Origin of the sequence: Prevotella pectinovora, from assembly GCF_000834015.1 — a bacterium.
GTDB lineage: Bacteria > Bacteroidota > Bacteroidia > Bacteroidales > Bacteroidaceae > Prevotella > Prevotella pectinovora.
The window spans coordinates 1-14926 of the sequence record NZ_JXQI01000011.1 but is presented as its reverse complement, the minus strand read 5'-3'; the positions used below and the strand labels follow the sequence as shown (position 1 = coordinate 14926).

Below are 14926 nucleotides of genomic sequence, written 5' to 3'. Positions count from 1 at the left end.
ATGAAAGGATTACCAAATTATACAATCAATGCCAACGGCAGACTCATCGACCTCTCAAATCCGCAGGTGATGGGAATTCTGAACGCCACTCCAGACTCCTTCTATGAGGGAAGCCGCAAGCAGACGGAACGCGACATCGCCGACCGCGCCAACCAGATTGTGGCGGAGGGCGGCAGCATGATAGACATCGGAGCCTTCTCCACAAGGCCCGGAGCGGCACAGGTGACGGCAGAAGAAGAGATGCAGAGAATGAGGCGCGCCCTGACGATAGTGAGAGGACAGCAGCCTGATGCAGTGCTCAGCATCGACACCTTCCGTCCGGAGATAGCCCGGATGGCAGTGGAGGAGTTCGGGGCGGCTATAATCAACGACGTTTCCGAGGGAAACATCAACGGAGCCTTCGGAGGCGCCGATGCCACGAATCCCAACGGAGAGACGGAGAGCGACGACAGCAGGTATCCCGCCATCTTCCGCATGGTGGCAAAGCTCGGTGTGCCATATATCCTCATGTCTACCCATGGAGAGATGGGCGACATAATGATAAACCTGGCGAGAGAGGTGCAGATGCTCCGCGACCTGGGAGTCAAGGATATCATCCTCGACCCGGGCTTCGGATTCGGAAAGACGCTCGACCAGAACTATATACTGCTGCAGCGGATGGACGAACTGAAGGCTTTCGGACTGCCCGTCCTCGTGGGGGCATCGAGAAAGTCGATGATATTCAGACTCCTGGATTCCACTCCTGCCGAAGCGCTGAACGGCACTACCGTCGTCAACACGCTGTCGCTGCTCAAGGGAGCCTCGATATTGAGGGTACACGACGTGAAGCCATGCGTGGAGACGGTGAAGATTGTGGAGAAGATGCTCGGATGCGGAGAATGAGCCTATATATATAATAAGGAGAAAAACGGATGTTTGAATTTGGAATAAAAGACATAATAGACATAGTATGCGTCGCCATGATGCTATACTATCTGTATCGGTTGATGAAGGAGTCGCGTTCGCTCAACGTGTTCATCGGCATCATCGTGTTTGTGGTGATCTGGCTCTTCGTGAGCCAGGTGCTCGAGATGCGACTGCTGGGCAGCATCATGGACAAGCTGGTGAGCGTGGGAGTGATAGCCCTCATCATCATCTTCCAGGAGGAGATACGAAAGTTTCTGTATTCGCTCGGAGCGCATCAGCGGATGAGACGCTTCGCCAGCCTCTTCTCGTCGGGCAGCAAGAACAAGAAGGATATGGACAAGACAGCCATCATGCCAATCGTGATGGCGTGTATCAACATGAGCCGCGGCAAGGTGGGAGCGCTCATCGTGATAGAGCGTATGGTGTCGCTCGACGATATCATAGAGACCGGCGACATCATAGACGCCAATATCAACCAGCGGCTTATAGAGAACATCTTCTTCAAGAACTCACCGCTCCACGACGGTGCGATGGTGGTGTCGAAACGCCGTATCCGTGCTGCCGGCTGCATCCTGCCGGTGAGCCACAGCGTGGACATACCCAAGGAGCTCGGACTGCGCCATCGTGCAGCCCTCGGCATATCGCAGGATAGCGATGCCATCGCCGTGGTGGTGTCTGAAGAAACGGGAGGCATCTCCGTGGCTATCAAGGGCGAGTTCCGCCTGCGTTTGTCAGGCGAGCTGCTTGAGAGCATACTGACCAAGGAGCTGTTGGGCTGATGCACAGACATCATGGGCTGACGGGACCGTATCTCGTCCTGTCGGCTTGTCTGATAAGTGGGTCCGATATGCTTGTCCGTCAATAGGGTATGATATGCTTGTCCGATAATTCAGTCCGGTTGGATGATCCGATAATATAGTCCGGTTGGATGGATAATGAGTCCGATTTGATGATACAATAAAAAAGCAGAGGAGAACATTCAGCGTGATGCCGATGTTCTCCTCTGCTGTTTTCCTTTCTTTGGATAAAGGCGCGCAAATTACTTGCCGTGGTTCTCGTCAGAAACAGTAAGCTTCTTGCGACCCTTTGCGCGACGTGCAGCGAGCACGCGGCGACCGTTCTTTGTTGCCATTCTCTCACGGAAACCGTGCTTGTTCACACGTCTTCTGTTGTGTGGCTGAAATGTTCTTTTCATCGTTTTTTATTTTATTTATTGTTATTGTTTATACACTTTGGGCTGCAAAAGTACTCATTTCTTTTGATTTAACCAAAGGTAAACGGATTTTTGCGCACTTCTTTTATGGTTTTTTCTGAATTTGTTGTAACTTTGCAGTCGGAAACAGGCAAAATCGCTATCCCTGACGGTGTTATGACTGTGGAGGTGGAGATTTCAGCCTCAGAAATGAGATTATAAATTATAAGCAATAAAACAAAATGATTAATTCACAGGACATTAAGAAAGGCGTTGCTGTTCGTATGGACGGCGGCATTTGGGTTTGCATCGACTTCCAGCACCGCAAGCCAGGTAAGGGAAACACCATCATGAACATCAAGTTGAAGAACGTTACAGACGGTCGTGTGCTTGAGCGTCGTTACAATATCGGCGAGAAACTTGAGGATGTTTCTATCACACGTCGCCCATACCAGTATCTCTACAAAGAGGGAGAGGACTATATCTTCATGAATCAGGAGACATACGACCAGACTCCTATCCCTGCAGAGCTCGTGTCAGGAGTTGAGTTCATGAAGGAGTCAGACATCGTGGAAGTTGTTTCTGATGCTGACACAGACACAGTGCTCTATGCCGAGATGCCTGTAAAGACAAACCTCCGCGTGGTTCACAGCGAGCCGGGAATCAAGGGCGATACAGCTACCAACGCTACAAAGCCTGCTACAGTAGAGAGCGGTGCAGAGATCCGCGTGCCTCTCTTCATCAACGAGGGCGACCTTATCCAGGTTGACACTCGCGACGGTAGCTATCTGAACCGCGTGAAGGAATAATGACCGTTGACAAGAGTCTTATTGACGGATGACATACAAGTGGTGAAGAATCCAATGGTGTCCTGCTACGAGTGGGCTGGCTGCTGGAGCTTCACCATTTTTTGTTTCCATGCCCATACGGGCAAACACTAAGAATGTCGCCATGATACCCGAAGGGGAAATTATGGTGGCAGCAACAAAACAGAAGCCCTTGACACAACAGATATGAAATACTCCATTATTGTTCCAGTATATAACCGTCCCGACGAGGTAGACGAACTGCTCGCAAGTCTCGTCGGGCAGACAGAGAAAGACTTTGAGGTGGTCATCGTTGAAGATGGCAGCAGCAAGCCGTGCAAGGAAGTGTGCGACAGATACGCCGATGCCCTCGACCTGCATTATTATATGAAGCCGAACGGCGGACCCGGACAGAGCCGCAATTATGGAGTGGAGCGTGCCAAAGGCGACTACGTGTTGATTCTCGACTCCGACGTGGTGTTGCCGCCGGGATACATCAGCAGCGTGAGCGAGGAACTGCAGCGTGAGCCTGCCGACGCTTTCGGCGGACCGGATTGCGCCCATCCGTCGTTCACCGACACGCAGAAGGCGATAAGCTATTCAATGACCAGCTTCTTCACCACCGGCGGAATACGCGGCAGCAAGAAGAAAAAGCTCGACAAGTTCTATCCGCGCTCCTTCAACATGGGAGTGAGGAGAGATGTATACAACAAGTTGGGAGGATTCTCCAAGATGCGCTTCGGCGAAGACATAGACTTCAGCATCCGGATCTTCAAGGCAGGATGCAGATGCCGCCTCTTTCCCGAATCATGGGTGTGGCACAAGCGCCGTACCGACTTCCGCAAGTTCTTCCGCCAGGTATACAACAGCGGCATAGCGCGCATCAACCTATACAAGAAATACCCGGAGTCGCTGAAGCTCGTGCATCTGCTCCCGATGGTATTCACCGTGGGCGTTATCCTTCTCGTGCTCACGTCAGCCGTCGGCAGACTGCTGATGCACTACGACGACATCGACCGCTGGTATTGGCTGTGTGCCGCTCCGTGGCTGCCAATCCTGGCATATTGCGTGTTGATATTCATCGATGCCACAAAGCAATACCGCAGCGCCAAAATCGGTGGGATGAGCATCGCCGCCGCCTTCGTGCAGCTGATGGGATATGGATGCGGATTCCTTTCGGCATGGTGGAAACGCTGCGTGTTGGGCAAAGACGAGTTCCAGGCTTTTGAGAAGACATTCTACAAATGATTCCACCCCGTCTGACTATGGAAAAACTCAACATCACACAATGGGCAGAAGAAGACAGGCCGAGGGAGAAACTCATGAGACTCGGCGCGGAGGCGCTCACCAATGCTGAGCTTCTCGCCATCCTCATAGGGTCTGGTTCGCCGGAGGAGACAGCCGTGGAACTGATGAAGCGCGTGCTCGGCGACTGCAACAACAATCTCAACACCCTCGGCAAGAAGAGCATCAGTGAGCTTACCGATGCGAGATACAAGGGACTCGGACCAGCCAAGGCCATCACCATCCTTGCTGCCTGCGAACTGGGCAAGCGCCGCCAGAGCGAGAAGGCGGAGCAGCGCCAGCGTATGGATTCGGCAGAGGCGATATATGAGTATATGCGGCCCAAGATGCAGGACCTCGCAACGGAGCAGGCGTGGGTGCTCCTGCTCAACCAGAACTTCAAACTCATAAAGACCGTCAGGATTTCGAGCGGCGGGATAAGCGAGACATCAGTAGATGTGAGGGTAGTGTTGAGGGAGGCACTGCTCTGCAATGCCACCGTAGTGGCTCTATGCCACAACCACCCGAGCAACAATCCGCGGCCCAGCGGTGACGACGACCGCATAACGCAGCGTCTGCAGAAGGCTTGTGAGACCATGAGGATATACATGCTCGACCACCTCGTGATTACAGACAGCGACTACTACAGCTATATGGAGAACGGAAAACTCAACAGATAGCTTGTGCGCTGCCTCATAAGCCCATGATTTCCCGCTGTCGGGAAATATTCTTCAAGCTTAATTCTTCATTTTTGATTTATTTCGCTATCTTTGTATTTAATTTAATTATCTAAGTATGACACAAGAAGAAAAGACAAGGATAGAGGGAAGAATCGTTGACGTGTTGAAGACCGTTTACGATCCGGAAATACCAGTGAATATCTATGACCTCGGACTCATATACAGGATTGAGGTGGGAGATGACGGCAATGTGGACATCGACATGACGTTCACCGCTCCGTCATGCCCTGCGGCAGACTTCATCCTGGAGGACGTGCGCCAGAAGGTGGACTCGCTTGAGGGAGTGAAGTCGGCTAACGTCAACCTCGTGTTTGAGCCTGCCTGGGACCAGAGCATGCTCAGCGAAGAGGCACGTCTCGAACTGGGAATCGACTGACGCAGACCTCCCGAATCGCCATGCACACGGCACGCGCACGGCGGAAACGCTGCACCCTATGTCAATAACACTCAAAACACAAGTTATGAAGAACGTATACATCCTATCTGACGCACACCTCGGCTCTCTGGCGATAGACCACAGCAGAATGCACGAGCGCCGTTTGGTGCGCTTTCTCGACGACATAAAGCATAAGGCGTCGGCGATATATCTGCTCGGCGACATGTTCGACTTCTGGTATGAATACAAATATGTGGTGCCGAAGGGCTACACACGGTTCCTCGGCAAACTCTCGGAGCTTACCGACATGGGAGTGGAGGTGCATTACTTCACCGGCAACCACGACATCTGGATGTATGGATATCTGGAGGAGGAGTGTGGCGTCATCCTGCACAAGAAGCCGGAAACGGTGGACATCTACGGCAAGGTGTTCTATCTGGCTCATGGCGACGGACTGGGCGACCCTGACTCGCGCTTCAAATTCATACGCAAGGTGTTCCACAACCGCTTCTGCCAGCACCTCTTCAGTTCGCTGCATCCGCGTTGGGGAATGTGGTTCGGACTTGAATGGGCGAGGAGAAGCCGCATGAAGCGTGCCGACGGCAAGGAGCCGCCATATATGGGCGAGGACAAGGAATATCTCGTAAGATACACCAAGGAGTATATGAAGACCCATCCCAACATCGACTATTTCGTGTATGGTCATCGCCATATCGAACTCGACCTCATGCTCTCGCGCAAGGTGCGCATGATGATTCTGGGCGACTGGATATGGCAGTTCTCCTATGTGGTATACGACGGGGAGCATATATTCCTTGAGGAGTATGTAGAGGGAGAAAGCAAGATGTGATATACAGTATCAATATCAATCAATATCAATAATAGCAATAAAGGCTGCGATGAGATTCGCAGCCTTTATTGCTATTATTGATGTCTTTGCAGTGGGTTGTCTCGTTAGAGCAGCGCCATTGTGTCTGAAGCGATCATCAGCTCCTCGTCGGTTGGGATGACGCATACAGCCACCTTAGACTCAGGAGTAGAGATGAGGGCCTCTTTGCCGCGGAGGTTCTTGTTCTTCTCCACGTCGATTTCCACTCCGAGGTAAGTCAGCTTCTTGCATACTTCCTCACGCAGACTTGGCTGGTTCTCGCCAACGCCGGCTGTGAACACGATGATGTCGCAACCGTCCATAGCTGCTGCGTATGCACCGATATACTTGCGTATGCGGTAGAAATACATGTCGAAAGCGAGTTTCGCACGCTCGTTGCCTTCCTCGAAAGCCTTCTCGATCTCACGCATGTCAGAAGAGACGCCTGTGATGCCGAGCATACCGCTCTTCTTGTTCAGCAGGTCTGACAGACCGTCGGCATCAAGTCCGAGCTTCTTCTCGATGAATGTCAGCGCACCGCCGTCAACGTCGCCGCTTCGTGTACCCATGATAAGTCCCTCCAGAGGAGTGAGACCCATTGAGGTGTCAACACACTTGCCGTCCTTTACGGCAGCGATGCTCGCACCGTTTCCGATATGGCATGTGATGATCTTCTTGCCCTCTGGCTTCACACCGAGGAATTCGCATACGCGCTGTGACACGTAGCGGTGGCTTGTTCCGTGGAAACCGTAGCGACGCACGCCATACTTCTCATACAGGTCGTAAGGAAGAGCATACATGAAAGCCTCCTTAGGCATTGTCTGATGGAATGCAGTGTCGAACACACCTACCTGTGGAAGTCCTGGCATCAGCTCCTGTACGGCGCGTACACCTTTGAGGTTTGCTGGATTGTGCAGCGGAGCGAGGTCTGTGCACTCCTCGAATACCTTGAGCACTTCGTCTGTAAGCAGCACGCTCTTGTTGAACTTCTCTCCTCCGTGTACCATGCGGTGTCCTACGGCATTGATTTCCTTCAGGTCTTTGATGACGCCGATTTCTGGGTCAACGAGCAGGCTGAAGATGAACTTTACACCCTCTGTGTGCTCAGGAATGTCGTGCATCACCGTCTTCTTCTCGCCGTTGGCGAGTTTCACTTTCACGAAAGCTCCGTCGAGTCCCACACGCTCCGCACCACCAGATGTCATTACAGTCTTGGTGTCCATGTCGTAGAGAGCATACTTGATAGAAGAGCTACCACAGTTTAAAACCAGAATCTTCATTTTGATATATTTGTTTTTTAGTGAGACTTTTGATTAATTCTTAGCGTCCATAGCCTGACAAGCGGTGATAGCCACCAGCTTGTAGATGTCGTCTACCGAGCAGCCGCGGCTCAGGTCGTTCACTGGGCGTGCGATACCCTGGAGCACTGGGCCGATAGCCTCGGCGCCACCAAGACGCTGCACCATCTTGTAAGAGATGTTGCCCACCTCGAGGCATGGATATACAAGCACGTTTGCCTTACCAGCGATTTCGCTGTCTGGAGCCTTCTTCTCGCCTACTGATGGAACGAGAGCGGCGTCAGCCTGGAGCTCACCATCGATCTTCAGTTCCGGATCCATCTCCTTGGCAAGCTTGGTAGCCTCTACCACCTTGTCTACAACCTCATGCTTCGCGCTGCCCTTTGTAGAGAAGCTCAGCATTGCCACGCGTGGCTCAGCGAAACCAGCAACAGACTTTGCTGTCTGGGCTGTGCACACTGCGATCTGTGCCAACTGTTGTGCGTCTGGCATTGGGGTAACGGCAACGTCGCCTACAACGAGCACACCGTTCTCGCCATACTGTGGCTCCTTGGTGATGAGAAGCATCGCACCGCTCACGCATGTGATGCCAGGAGCACACTTGATAATCTGCAATGCTGGGCGCAGTGTCTCGCCTGTGGTGCTCAGCGCACCGGAGATCTGTCCATCGGCATCACCGGTCTTGATGATCATGCAGCCCAGATAGAGTGGGTCTTTCACGAGCTCACGGGCCTGCTCGATTGTCATGCCCTTCTTCTTGCGGAGCTCAGCCAGCAGAGTGGCATACTCCTCGCTCTTTGGGTTGTTCTCCGGGTCGATGATGGTAGCCTTGTCGATGTTCTTCAAGCCCCATTTCTCAGCCAGAGAGTTGATCTCGGCAGGGTTGCCGATGAGGATGATGTTTGCCACGCCCTCTGCCAACACTTTGTCGGCTGCTCTAAGTGTACGCTCCTCTGTTGCTTCAGGGAGCACGATGCGCTGCTTGTTGCTTTTAGCGCGCTCGATGATTGATTGTACTAAATCCATGATTATAGTGTGTTTAAATAAGTTTGTCTTGTCAGGCAGGTACGGTGTTCAATGTATGTTCATCGTAGATGTTATGCAAAAGTAGTCATTTTATTTCTAATGTGGTGCCGTTTTGTTGAGTTTTTTATAAATATCGCCGTTCTTCCAATTTTGTAAGCCCCGTTTTGCAAAAAAAACGGTTTCTTGATATATATCACCTATATATATTATCCCGAATCGGTCATCAGGGCTTGCTTGGATTCTGATTTTCAGAAGAGTGGATTTCGTCTGGCTTTTATTGAGTGTTGATAGTGCTGCTATACTTTCTGGCAGGAACATGAAATCTCCATTCAGGGCTCTGAAAGAATATATTAATTACTGATTTGGATTTTATCGTAATTCTCTAAAAGCTCCTTTTCCTTTTGCTTTTTCTGTGCTTTCCTTGACTTTACAATTTCTCCCATATTGATTTGATAAGGTTCTGTGTCATACTCTCTCGTAAAGACATGGGTCCTGGTCTTGGGGTCGGTGATTGTGTCTGCTATGGCATCAAAGGCAGTCTCCTTGACAACACTGCATGACGACATTGAAAGTACTGATACAGCACAAAGGGATACATGGATATAGGAATAAAATTTCTTCACTTTTTTCATTGATCTTGCTTTTTGTCGTATAACGAAGGAACTGCCGTTTTATTGCGGCAGTTTAGAAGCGATTCTGTTCTTTTCTAAGTTGCCAAAGAAAACAGGCGGTTGCCCCATGAACATCATTCACAGAGCAACCGCCTTTCACAGTTTCATTCCGCTGATGGAATACATCATTCCGTCTTTCTTACGGTCTTGGGTGGCAGCATTCACGCCCAACGTCACGCCGAAGTCCTACGGTGAGATCTATTCCTTTTCCATCACTTCGTCGAGCGTGGTGTAGAAGGCAGGGTCTTCGCCGATGACGAATGTTATCAGTTTTCCGTCTTTGCCTACGATGAATTTCGTGGGGAATCCCTGTATTCCGTATTCCTGTGTGATGTCTCCGGCACCTTTGGGGTTATATACGTGAATCCAGGGCAGTGCGAGATTGCTGACGGCAGCTTTCCACTGTTCCTTGGTGTCGCCGCAGTCAACGCCGACGATTTCCATCTTGCCCTTGTATTTCTCGTAGTATTTCTTCATCTCCGGCATGCCCTTCACACACCATCCGCACCAGCTGCCCCAGAAGTCGATCACCACGATCTTGCCTCTCAGACTCGACAGCTTGAACTGTTTGCCGTTGATGTCGGTCAGTTCGAAGTCGGGAGCCATCGGCTGGTCTTCCAGTGTGTCGTTCGCCTCCTGCTGTATGGCATCGGTAGTGGCGGCTTGGTTGTTCTGCACTTTCTGGTTTCCGCAGTTTGCCATTGCCACGGCGGTAGTCAGCATGAGAGCCGTGGTCAGTGATAGTTGTAGTTTCATAATATCCGTTTTTTATTTGGGTTAATGACTTAGTTATATCTTTCCAGCTTTGAGTCCTCTTATCACGGCGCTTGAGAATCCGGCGTGCTCCATCTCGTTGAGTCCGCGGATGGTCAGTCCGCCGGGAGTCGTCACCTTGTCGATGGCGGCTTCGGGGTGTTCTCCGGATGCCTGCAGCAGTTCCACGGCTCCCTTTATCGTCTGCAGCACGATTTTCTGTGCGTCTTTCGCCTTGAAGCCGATTTCCACGGCACCCTCCACGTTTGCCCTAACATACCGCATGGCGTATCCAATGGAGCACGACATTGCCGTTGCCGCCGGGAACAGTCTCTCTTCCAGCACTATCGTCTCTCCCAGTTTGTCGAAGAGTTCCGTCACCGTCTGTTTCTCCTTTGCCGATGCTCCGCAGGCAGAGATGTATGTCATGGATGCCTTTTCGGCGATGGCGATGTTTGGCATTACGAGGAAGAGTGACGGTTTCTCCCCGTCTTTCTCCATCCATTCGTTTATCTTTTCAGACGGTATTCCTGCCGCCACCACCACGAGCAGCTGGCTCTTGTAGTCGATAACGGGCTTGATGCCTTTCAGTGTCTGTTCCACGCACCATGGCTTCACCACCACCATCACGATGTCGCTGCCTTCTGCCGCCAGCTGGTTGTCGGATGTCACGCTCGTTCCCTTTTGCGCGAAGTGGTCCATCACAGGCTGGTTGTGGTCACACACGGTGATGTCGTCGGCTCTCAGGTCGTCGCATCTGAGCAGTCCTTCGGCGATGGCTCCTCCCATCGCTCCGGCTCCTATTATTGATATTTTCATGATTCCTCCTGTTGTATGATTTTAATTTAGTGACTAATATTCAATATTCGGCAATACGTGGCGCAGTCCCTCTATCACTTCGTCGTTTGACACTCCCACGCCCTTCACGATGAATATCGTGTCGTCGCCGGCTATCGTGCCCAGGATGTGGGGTATGTTGCTGTTGTCGATGTTGTATGCTATGCTGCTCGCATATCCGGGACGGGTCTTTATCACAGCCATGTTGCCCGAGAAGTTTATCGACCTGAATCCCGATGACTGCATCATCTCTCTTGCCGTCTGCTGGCTCGGCACTCTCTTATACATCGTTTCGTTGGGCAGGACATACACGTATTTGCCGTTCATGCTCGCTGCCTTTGCCACCTTCAGCTGTTTGAGGTCGCGGCTCAGAGTGGCCTGCGTGATGGTGTAGCCCTCGCTTTTGAGAGCCTTGAGCACTTCCTCCTGACTGCCCAGGTCTTTGCTTGAGATTAACATCTTCAAGACTTCCATTCTGCTGTTCTTTACTCTCATAATCGTATAGTTTGGTGATACGTTGCAAATTTATGTATATTTACTTAAAAATGCAAGTATTTATACGTGAATTATTGATTGTTGTGTATATAGTCTAAATATTTGAGTGTTTTTCTTGTATAAATATCATTATGACACTTGTTCTGAAAAGCCGTGTTGCTTCTGATGCCGCTTTTTGCATCTCTTTTACGAACGTTTACTTTCATGGAAACTTTGGGCATTGTCTGGGGTGCGAAAGTTGCCCATATCGCTGATTCTTAGCAAAAACGAGAATTTCTGAAAAACTGTCAGATTGTCTGGTTTTTTGTCGTAATATACTGGCAATCAGACCGTTGGCTGTCAGGCAATTGTCAGCCAATTGTCTGGATGGTTTGCTGATGAAAAGAGAATTGTCAGATAAAAAGAATTATCAGATGAAAGGAATTCAGACGACAGGAATTGTATGCGTTGGCAGAATCCTGAAAACAGGAATATGGGTGTTACAACATTAGCTTATTGGGCAGACGTCTGACAGCAAATCTGCCCAACTGGGGCAAGCACGTTGCCCATGATGGGCAAGCACGTTGCCCCAGTTGGGCAAGCAGCGTGCCCAATTTAATACAAACTGACATTAGGATTAAGTGTGCACTAATCTAATTCCGCCAACGGGTAGAGAATATGAATATCCAAGAAATCAAGAAGGTAATGCCAACCCTTGTGCTGGCATTCCCTCCCGAGTTTGTTGTTCTTTATATACAATAATGTGAACTTCCCTGTATCTTTAGTCCTTGTTTCCTCCGAATATCCTCAACAACATGAGGAAGAGGTTGATGAAGTCGAGATAGAGAGTCAGCGAACCGAGCAATGCCAGTTTCTGTGCACCCTCGTTCATGGAGTCGGCCTCATAGAGCATGTGCTTGATTTTCTGGGAGTCGTATGCCGTGAGGCCCACGAATATCACTACACCCACGTAGCTCACTATCATGTTGAGCATCGAACTGCCCAAGAACAGGTTTACTATCGTGGCGATGATGATGCCGATGAGTCCGATGAACATCATCCTGCCCAGCGACGTCAGGTCTTTCTTAGTGGTGTAGCCCAGGAACGCCATCACACCGAATGTGCCGGCGGTGATGAAAAACACGTTGGCTATCGATGTCAGCGTGTATGCCAGGAATATCACCGACAGAGTGGCGCCGTTTATCACCGAATACAGGATAAACAGCAGCGTGGCGGTGGTTATCGACAGGCGGTTTATGGCTCCGCTGATGGCGACCACCAGACCGAACTCGGCGATGACGAGTCCCCAGAACAGCAGGCGGTTGGTCACTATCGTGTATGCCAGGCCGGGATTGTTGGCGATGCCGAATGCCGTGATGCCCGTTATCACGAGGGCAAGAGCCATCCATACGTACACTTTTCTCATAAGAGCAGGGAAAGCCAATGCTACCATGCCTTCCTTCTCCTCTATCATTCTGTAAAGTTTGTCTTCGTTCATAATCGTTATGTTAAAATATTCGAGATGCAAACATACGCATTTTTATCCGTTATACGGCAACAATGGGTGAAAAAACATTGATTATTAACATCTCTTTCCTTATTTCCACATCTGGGAAACGGTGTCGCTTTTTACAACCTGTTTGCTATTTTACAAATTATCGTTCGTTTTTTATAAACCGAACCTGCGGAAAAGGACGTACCTTTGCAGCGGAAATGAAAACACAATGATATTCCAACCTTGAAAAACCGAATTTAAACTATTAATGATATAATATTATGACAGACAAGACAAAATTCAGAGTAGAGTCTGACCTCCTTGGTGAACTGAACGTTCCAGCTGATGCCCTCTATGGCGTACAGACACAGCGTGGTATCAACAACTATCATATCTCACGCAAGACAATGCGTGACTATCCTGATTTCATTATCGCTGCAGCATACGTGAAACTCGCTGCCGCACAGACAAACCACTCTCTCGGAGTTATCAACGACGAGATTTCCGGAGCTATGGCACAGGCTTGCCGCGAGATTATCGACGGACAGTGGCATGAAAACTTCCCTATCGACATGGTGCAGGGAGGTGCAGGAACATCTGTAAACATGAACGCCAACGAGGTGATCGCTAACCGCGCGCTCGAAATCCTCGGACACAACAAGGGCGAATACCAGTATTGCTCTCCTAACGACCACGTGAACTGTGGACAGAGCACAAACGACGCTTACCCTACATCTATCCGCCTGGCGCTCATCCGCATGAACATCCATCTGGTACGTGCTCTGACCGGTCTTATCAGTGCTTTCCGCTACAAGGGAGAGGAGTATAACGACGCAATCAAGATGGGACGTACACAGTTGCAGGACGCCGTGCCTATGACTATCGGACAGGAGTTCAAGGCATACGCCAACAACCTCGAAGAGGAAATCCTCAACCTCGAGCGCAACGTGAAGCTGCTCCACGAAATCAATATGGGTGGTACTGCAATCGGTACTGGCTTGAACGCCGTTCCGGGATTCGCAAAACTCTGCGCTGCTAACCTGAGCAAGCTCACCGGCGAGAACTTCGTTTCTGCCACCGACCTCGTTGAGGCTACACCAGACACAGGTGCTTACGTAAGCTACTCTTCAGCTCTGAAGCGTCTGGCTGTCAAGCTCTCTAAGATATGCAACGACCTGAGACTCATGGCTTCTGGTCCTCGTTGCGGACTCAATGAAATCAACCTGCCTCCTAAGGCTCCTGGATCATCAATCATGCCAGGTAAGGTGAACCCTGTTATTCCAGAGGTGACAAACCAGGTTTGCTTCAAGGTTATCGGTAACGACGCTACTGTATGCTTCGCTGCAGAAGCTGGCCAGCTCGAGCTCAACGTTATGGAGCCAATCATCACTGAAAGCCTCTTCGAGAGCCTCACATGGCTGAAGAACGTTATCGAGACTCTCACAGAGGAGTGCGTGCTCGGCATCACAGTAAACAAGGAGCGCTGCCAGGAGATGGTGAAGAACAGTATCGGTATCGTTACTGCCCTCAACCCAATCATCGGCTACAAGAAGAGCTCAAAGGTTGCCAAAGAGGCATTCGAGACAGGTCGCTCAGTATACGACATCGTTATCGAGCAGGGACTCATGAGCAAGGAAGAGCTCGACAAAGCACTCGATCCAAAGGAGATGCTCCAGTCTCACAACTTCACATTGAAATAATATCCCATAACATCCATACGGAAATATTTAATTGACAAACGCCTGACGGTTTCAATATACCGTCAGGCGTTTTTCTGAAATTGCCCCTCATGCGTGCGCATTAATTATATAAGGTGAATAACCACGTTTTTCTTTGTTTTCTGTCAAATAAAAGGAAAACCGTCACTTTTTTCTCATTTTCTTTTGAAAACATTTGGATGGTATGAGAAAAACCCATACCTTTGCATCCGCTTTTGAGAACGAACGCTGTTACAAAACAGTTATTAAGTCAGAAAGAGCGACAAAAGAAAGAGTTCTTTGAAAAGATTACAATAAACAGAGAAGTAGTAGTACAAGAAGCAGGCTTCTTTTCCACCTTATATTATATAGGGGCATGGATAAAGGAGTTCTGGGTAGAACGAAACCTATCAATTTCTGAAGGTGATACCGGATGATTTTCGGAGGCATTCTGAACAGAGACAAAACGAACTTTCCTTCGGGAAAGGTCATTATAAAGATAT

16 protein-coding genes are annotated in these 14926 nt (G+C 50.1%); 8 read left to right on the top strand and 8 right to left on the bottom strand.

Going from position 1 to position 14926, the window contains the following annotated elements; all coding sequences use genetic code 11:
- Entirely contained in the window at positions 1 to 882 is an 882-nt protein-coding gene (locus tag ST42_RS01205; protein WP_044071955.1) for a dihydropteroate synthase, read from the top strand.
- 29 nt (positions 883 to 911) lie between these two features.
- A complete protein-coding gene (cdaA, locus tag ST42_RS01200) occupies positions 912 to 1685 on the top strand; it encodes a diadenylate cyclase CdaA (protein WP_022315788.1) in 774 nt (257 codons plus the stop codon).
- Between the two features lie 260 nt (positions 1686 to 1945).
- On the opposite strand, the gene rpmH is transcribed toward cdaA, so the two are convergent.
- On the bottom strand, positions 1946 to 2101 hold the full coding sequence (gene rpmH / locus ST42_RS01195; RefSeq protein ID WP_013063965.1) for a 50S ribosomal protein L34: 156 nt from the start codon (positions 2099 to 2101) through the stop codon (positions 1946 to 1948).
- Positions 2102 to 2340: 239 nt separating this feature from the next.
- Here rpmH and efp point away from each other — a divergent pair, with 239 nt between their 5' ends.
- The 5 genes from efp (at position 2341) to ST42_RS01170 (ending at position 6154) form a co-directional block, all read left to right on the top strand.
- Positions 2341 to 2907, top strand: a complete 567-nt coding sequence (gene efp, locus ST42_RS01190; RefSeq protein WP_042518237.1) for an elongation factor P — start codon at positions 2341 to 2343, stop codon at positions 2905 to 2907.
- 204 nt (positions 2908 to 3111) lie between these two features.
- Positions 3112 to 4152: a glycosyltransferase gene (locus ST42_RS01185; RefSeq protein WP_042518238.1), complete on the top strand. Its 1041-nt coding sequence runs from the start codon at positions 3112 to 3114 to the stop codon at positions 4150 to 4152.
- A gap of 17 nt (positions 4153 to 4169) precedes the next feature.
- Positions 4170 to 4868, top strand: coding sequence for a RadC family protein (radC, locus tag ST42_RS01180; RefSeq protein ID WP_082028543.1), 699 nt, complete (start codon positions 4170 to 4172; stop codon positions 4866 to 4868).
- Between the two features lie 115 nt (positions 4869 to 4983).
- On the top strand, positions 4984 to 5304 hold the full coding sequence (locus ST42_RS01175; protein ID WP_022315784.1) for a DUF59 domain-containing protein: 321 nt from the start codon (positions 4984 to 4986) through the stop codon (positions 5302 to 5304).
- Positions 5305 to 5389: 85 nt separating this feature from the next.
- The gene (locus ST42_RS01170) at positions 5390 to 6154 is read left to right on the top strand and encodes a UDP-2,3-diacylglucosamine diphosphatase (RefSeq protein ID WP_022315783.1); all 765 of its coding nucleotides are present in this window, start codon (positions 5390 to 5392) and stop codon (positions 6152 to 6154) included.
- 104 nt (positions 6155 to 6258) lie between these two features.
- Here ST42_RS01170 and ST42_RS01165 read toward each other — a convergent pair whose 3' ends face one another.
- The 7 genes from ST42_RS01165 to ST42_RS01130 all read right to left on the bottom strand — a co-directional run bounded on the left by ST42_RS01165 (position 6259) and on the right by ST42_RS01130 (position 12729).
- Positions 6259 to 7452 (bottom strand): acetate kinase, encoded by a 1194-nt coding sequence (locus tag ST42_RS01165; protein ID WP_042518240.1) that lies wholly within the window; start codon positions 7450 to 7452, stop codon positions 6259 to 6261.
- A gap of 33 nt (positions 7453 to 7485) precedes the next feature.
- The gene (pta, locus tag ST42_RS01160) at positions 7486 to 8496 is read right to left on the bottom strand and encodes a phosphate acetyltransferase (protein ID WP_022315781.1); all 1011 of its coding nucleotides are present in this window, start codon (positions 8494 to 8496) and stop codon (positions 7486 to 7488) included.
- A gap of 350 nt (positions 8497 to 8846) precedes the next feature.
- The gene (locus ST42_RS01150; RefSeq protein ID WP_044071950.1) at positions 8847 to 9128 is read right to left on the bottom strand and encodes a hypothetical protein; all 282 of its coding nucleotides are present in this window, start codon (positions 9126 to 9128) and stop codon (positions 8847 to 8849) included.
- 237 nt (positions 9129 to 9365) lie between these two features.
- Complete coding sequence (locus ST42_RS01145) at positions 9366 to 9923, bottom strand: TlpA family protein disulfide reductase (RefSeq protein WP_082028542.1); 558 nt, start codon at positions 9921 to 9923, stop codon at positions 9366 to 9368.
- Positions 9924 to 9956: 33 nt separating this feature from the next.
- Positions 9957 to 10739: a pyrroline-5-carboxylate reductase family protein gene (locus tag ST42_RS01140; protein ID WP_042518242.1), complete on the bottom strand. Its 783-nt coding sequence runs from the start codon at positions 10737 to 10739 to the stop codon at positions 9957 to 9959.
- Positions 10740 to 10772: 33 nt separating this feature from the next.
- Entirely contained in the window at positions 10773 to 11252 is a 480-nt protein-coding gene (locus ST42_RS01135; protein WP_022317032.1) for an arginine repressor, read from the bottom strand.
- Between the two features lie 760 nt (positions 11253 to 12012).
- Complete coding sequence (locus ST42_RS01130; RefSeq protein ID WP_044071949.1) at positions 12013 to 12729, bottom strand: Bax inhibitor-1/YccA family protein; 717 nt, start codon at positions 12727 to 12729, stop codon at positions 12013 to 12015.
- 278 nt (positions 12730 to 13007) lie between these two features.
- Between ST42_RS01130 and ST42_RS01125 the strand changes: the two genes are divergently transcribed.
- The gene (locus ST42_RS01125) at positions 13008 to 14426 is read left to right on the top strand and encodes an aspartate ammonia-lyase (RefSeq protein WP_042518243.1); all 1419 of its coding nucleotides are present in this window, start codon (positions 13008 to 13010) and stop codon (positions 14424 to 14426) included.
- Positions 14427 to 14926: the final 500 nt, after the last annotated feature.

Excerpts from the sequence above, each read along its gene's own strand:
- ST42_RS01205 (WP_044071955.1), top strand. The coding sequence starts at position 1 with ATGAAAGGATTACCAAATTATACAATCAATGCCAACGGCAGACTCATC.
- cdaA (WP_022315788.1), top strand. The coding sequence starts at position 912 with ATGTTTGAATTTGGAATAAAAGACATAATAGACATAGTATGCGTCGCC.
- rpmH (WP_013063965.1), bottom strand. The coding sequence starts at position 2,101 with ATGAAAAGAACATTTCAGCCACACAACAGAAGACGTGTGAACAAGCAC.
- efp (WP_042518237.1), top strand. The coding sequence starts at position 2,341 with ATGATTAATTCACAGGACATTAAGAAAGGCGTTGCTGTTCGTATGGAC.
- ST42_RS01185 (WP_042518238.1), top strand. The coding sequence starts at position 3,112 with ATGAAATACTCCATTATTGTTCCAGTATATAACCGTCCCGACGAGGTA.
- radC (WP_082028543.1), top strand. The coding sequence starts at position 4,170 with ATGGAAAAACTCAACATCACACAATGGGCAGAAGAAGACAGGCCGAGG.
- ST42_RS01175 (WP_022315784.1), top strand. The coding sequence starts at position 4,984 with ATGACACAAGAAGAAAAGACAAGGATAGAGGGAAGAATCGTTGACGTG.
- ST42_RS01170 (WP_022315783.1), top strand. The coding sequence starts at position 5,390 with ATGAAGAACGTATACATCCTATCTGACGCACACCTCGGCTCTCTGGCG.
- ST42_RS01165 (WP_042518240.1), bottom strand. The coding sequence starts at position 7,452 with ATGAAGATTCTGGTTTTAAACTGTGGTAGCTCTTCTATCAAGTATGCT.
- pta (WP_022315781.1), bottom strand. The coding sequence starts at position 8,496 with ATGGATTTAGTACAATCAATCATCGAGCGCGCTAAAAGCAACAAGCAG.
- ST42_RS01150 (WP_044071950.1), bottom strand. The coding sequence starts at position 9,128 with ATGAAAAAAGTGAAGAAATTTTATTCCTATATCCATGTATCCCTTTGT.
- ST42_RS01145 (WP_082028542.1), bottom strand. The coding sequence starts at position 9,923 with ATGAAACTACAACTATCACTGACCACGGCTCTCATGCTGACTACCGCC.
- ST42_RS01140 (WP_042518242.1), bottom strand. The coding sequence starts at position 10,739 with ATGAAAATATCAATAATAGGAGCCGGAGCGATGGGAGGAGCCATCGCC.
- ST42_RS01135 (WP_022317032.1), bottom strand. The coding sequence starts at position 11,252 with ATGAGAGTAAAGAACAGCAGAATGGAAGTCTTGAAGATGTTAATCTCA.
- ST42_RS01130 (WP_044071949.1), bottom strand. The coding sequence starts at position 12,729 with ATGAACGAAGACAAACTTTACAGAATGATAGAGGAGAAGGAAGGCATG.
- ST42_RS01125 (WP_042518243.1), top strand. The coding sequence starts at position 13,008 with ATGACAGACAAGACAAAATTCAGAGTAGAGTCTGACCTCCTTGGTGAA.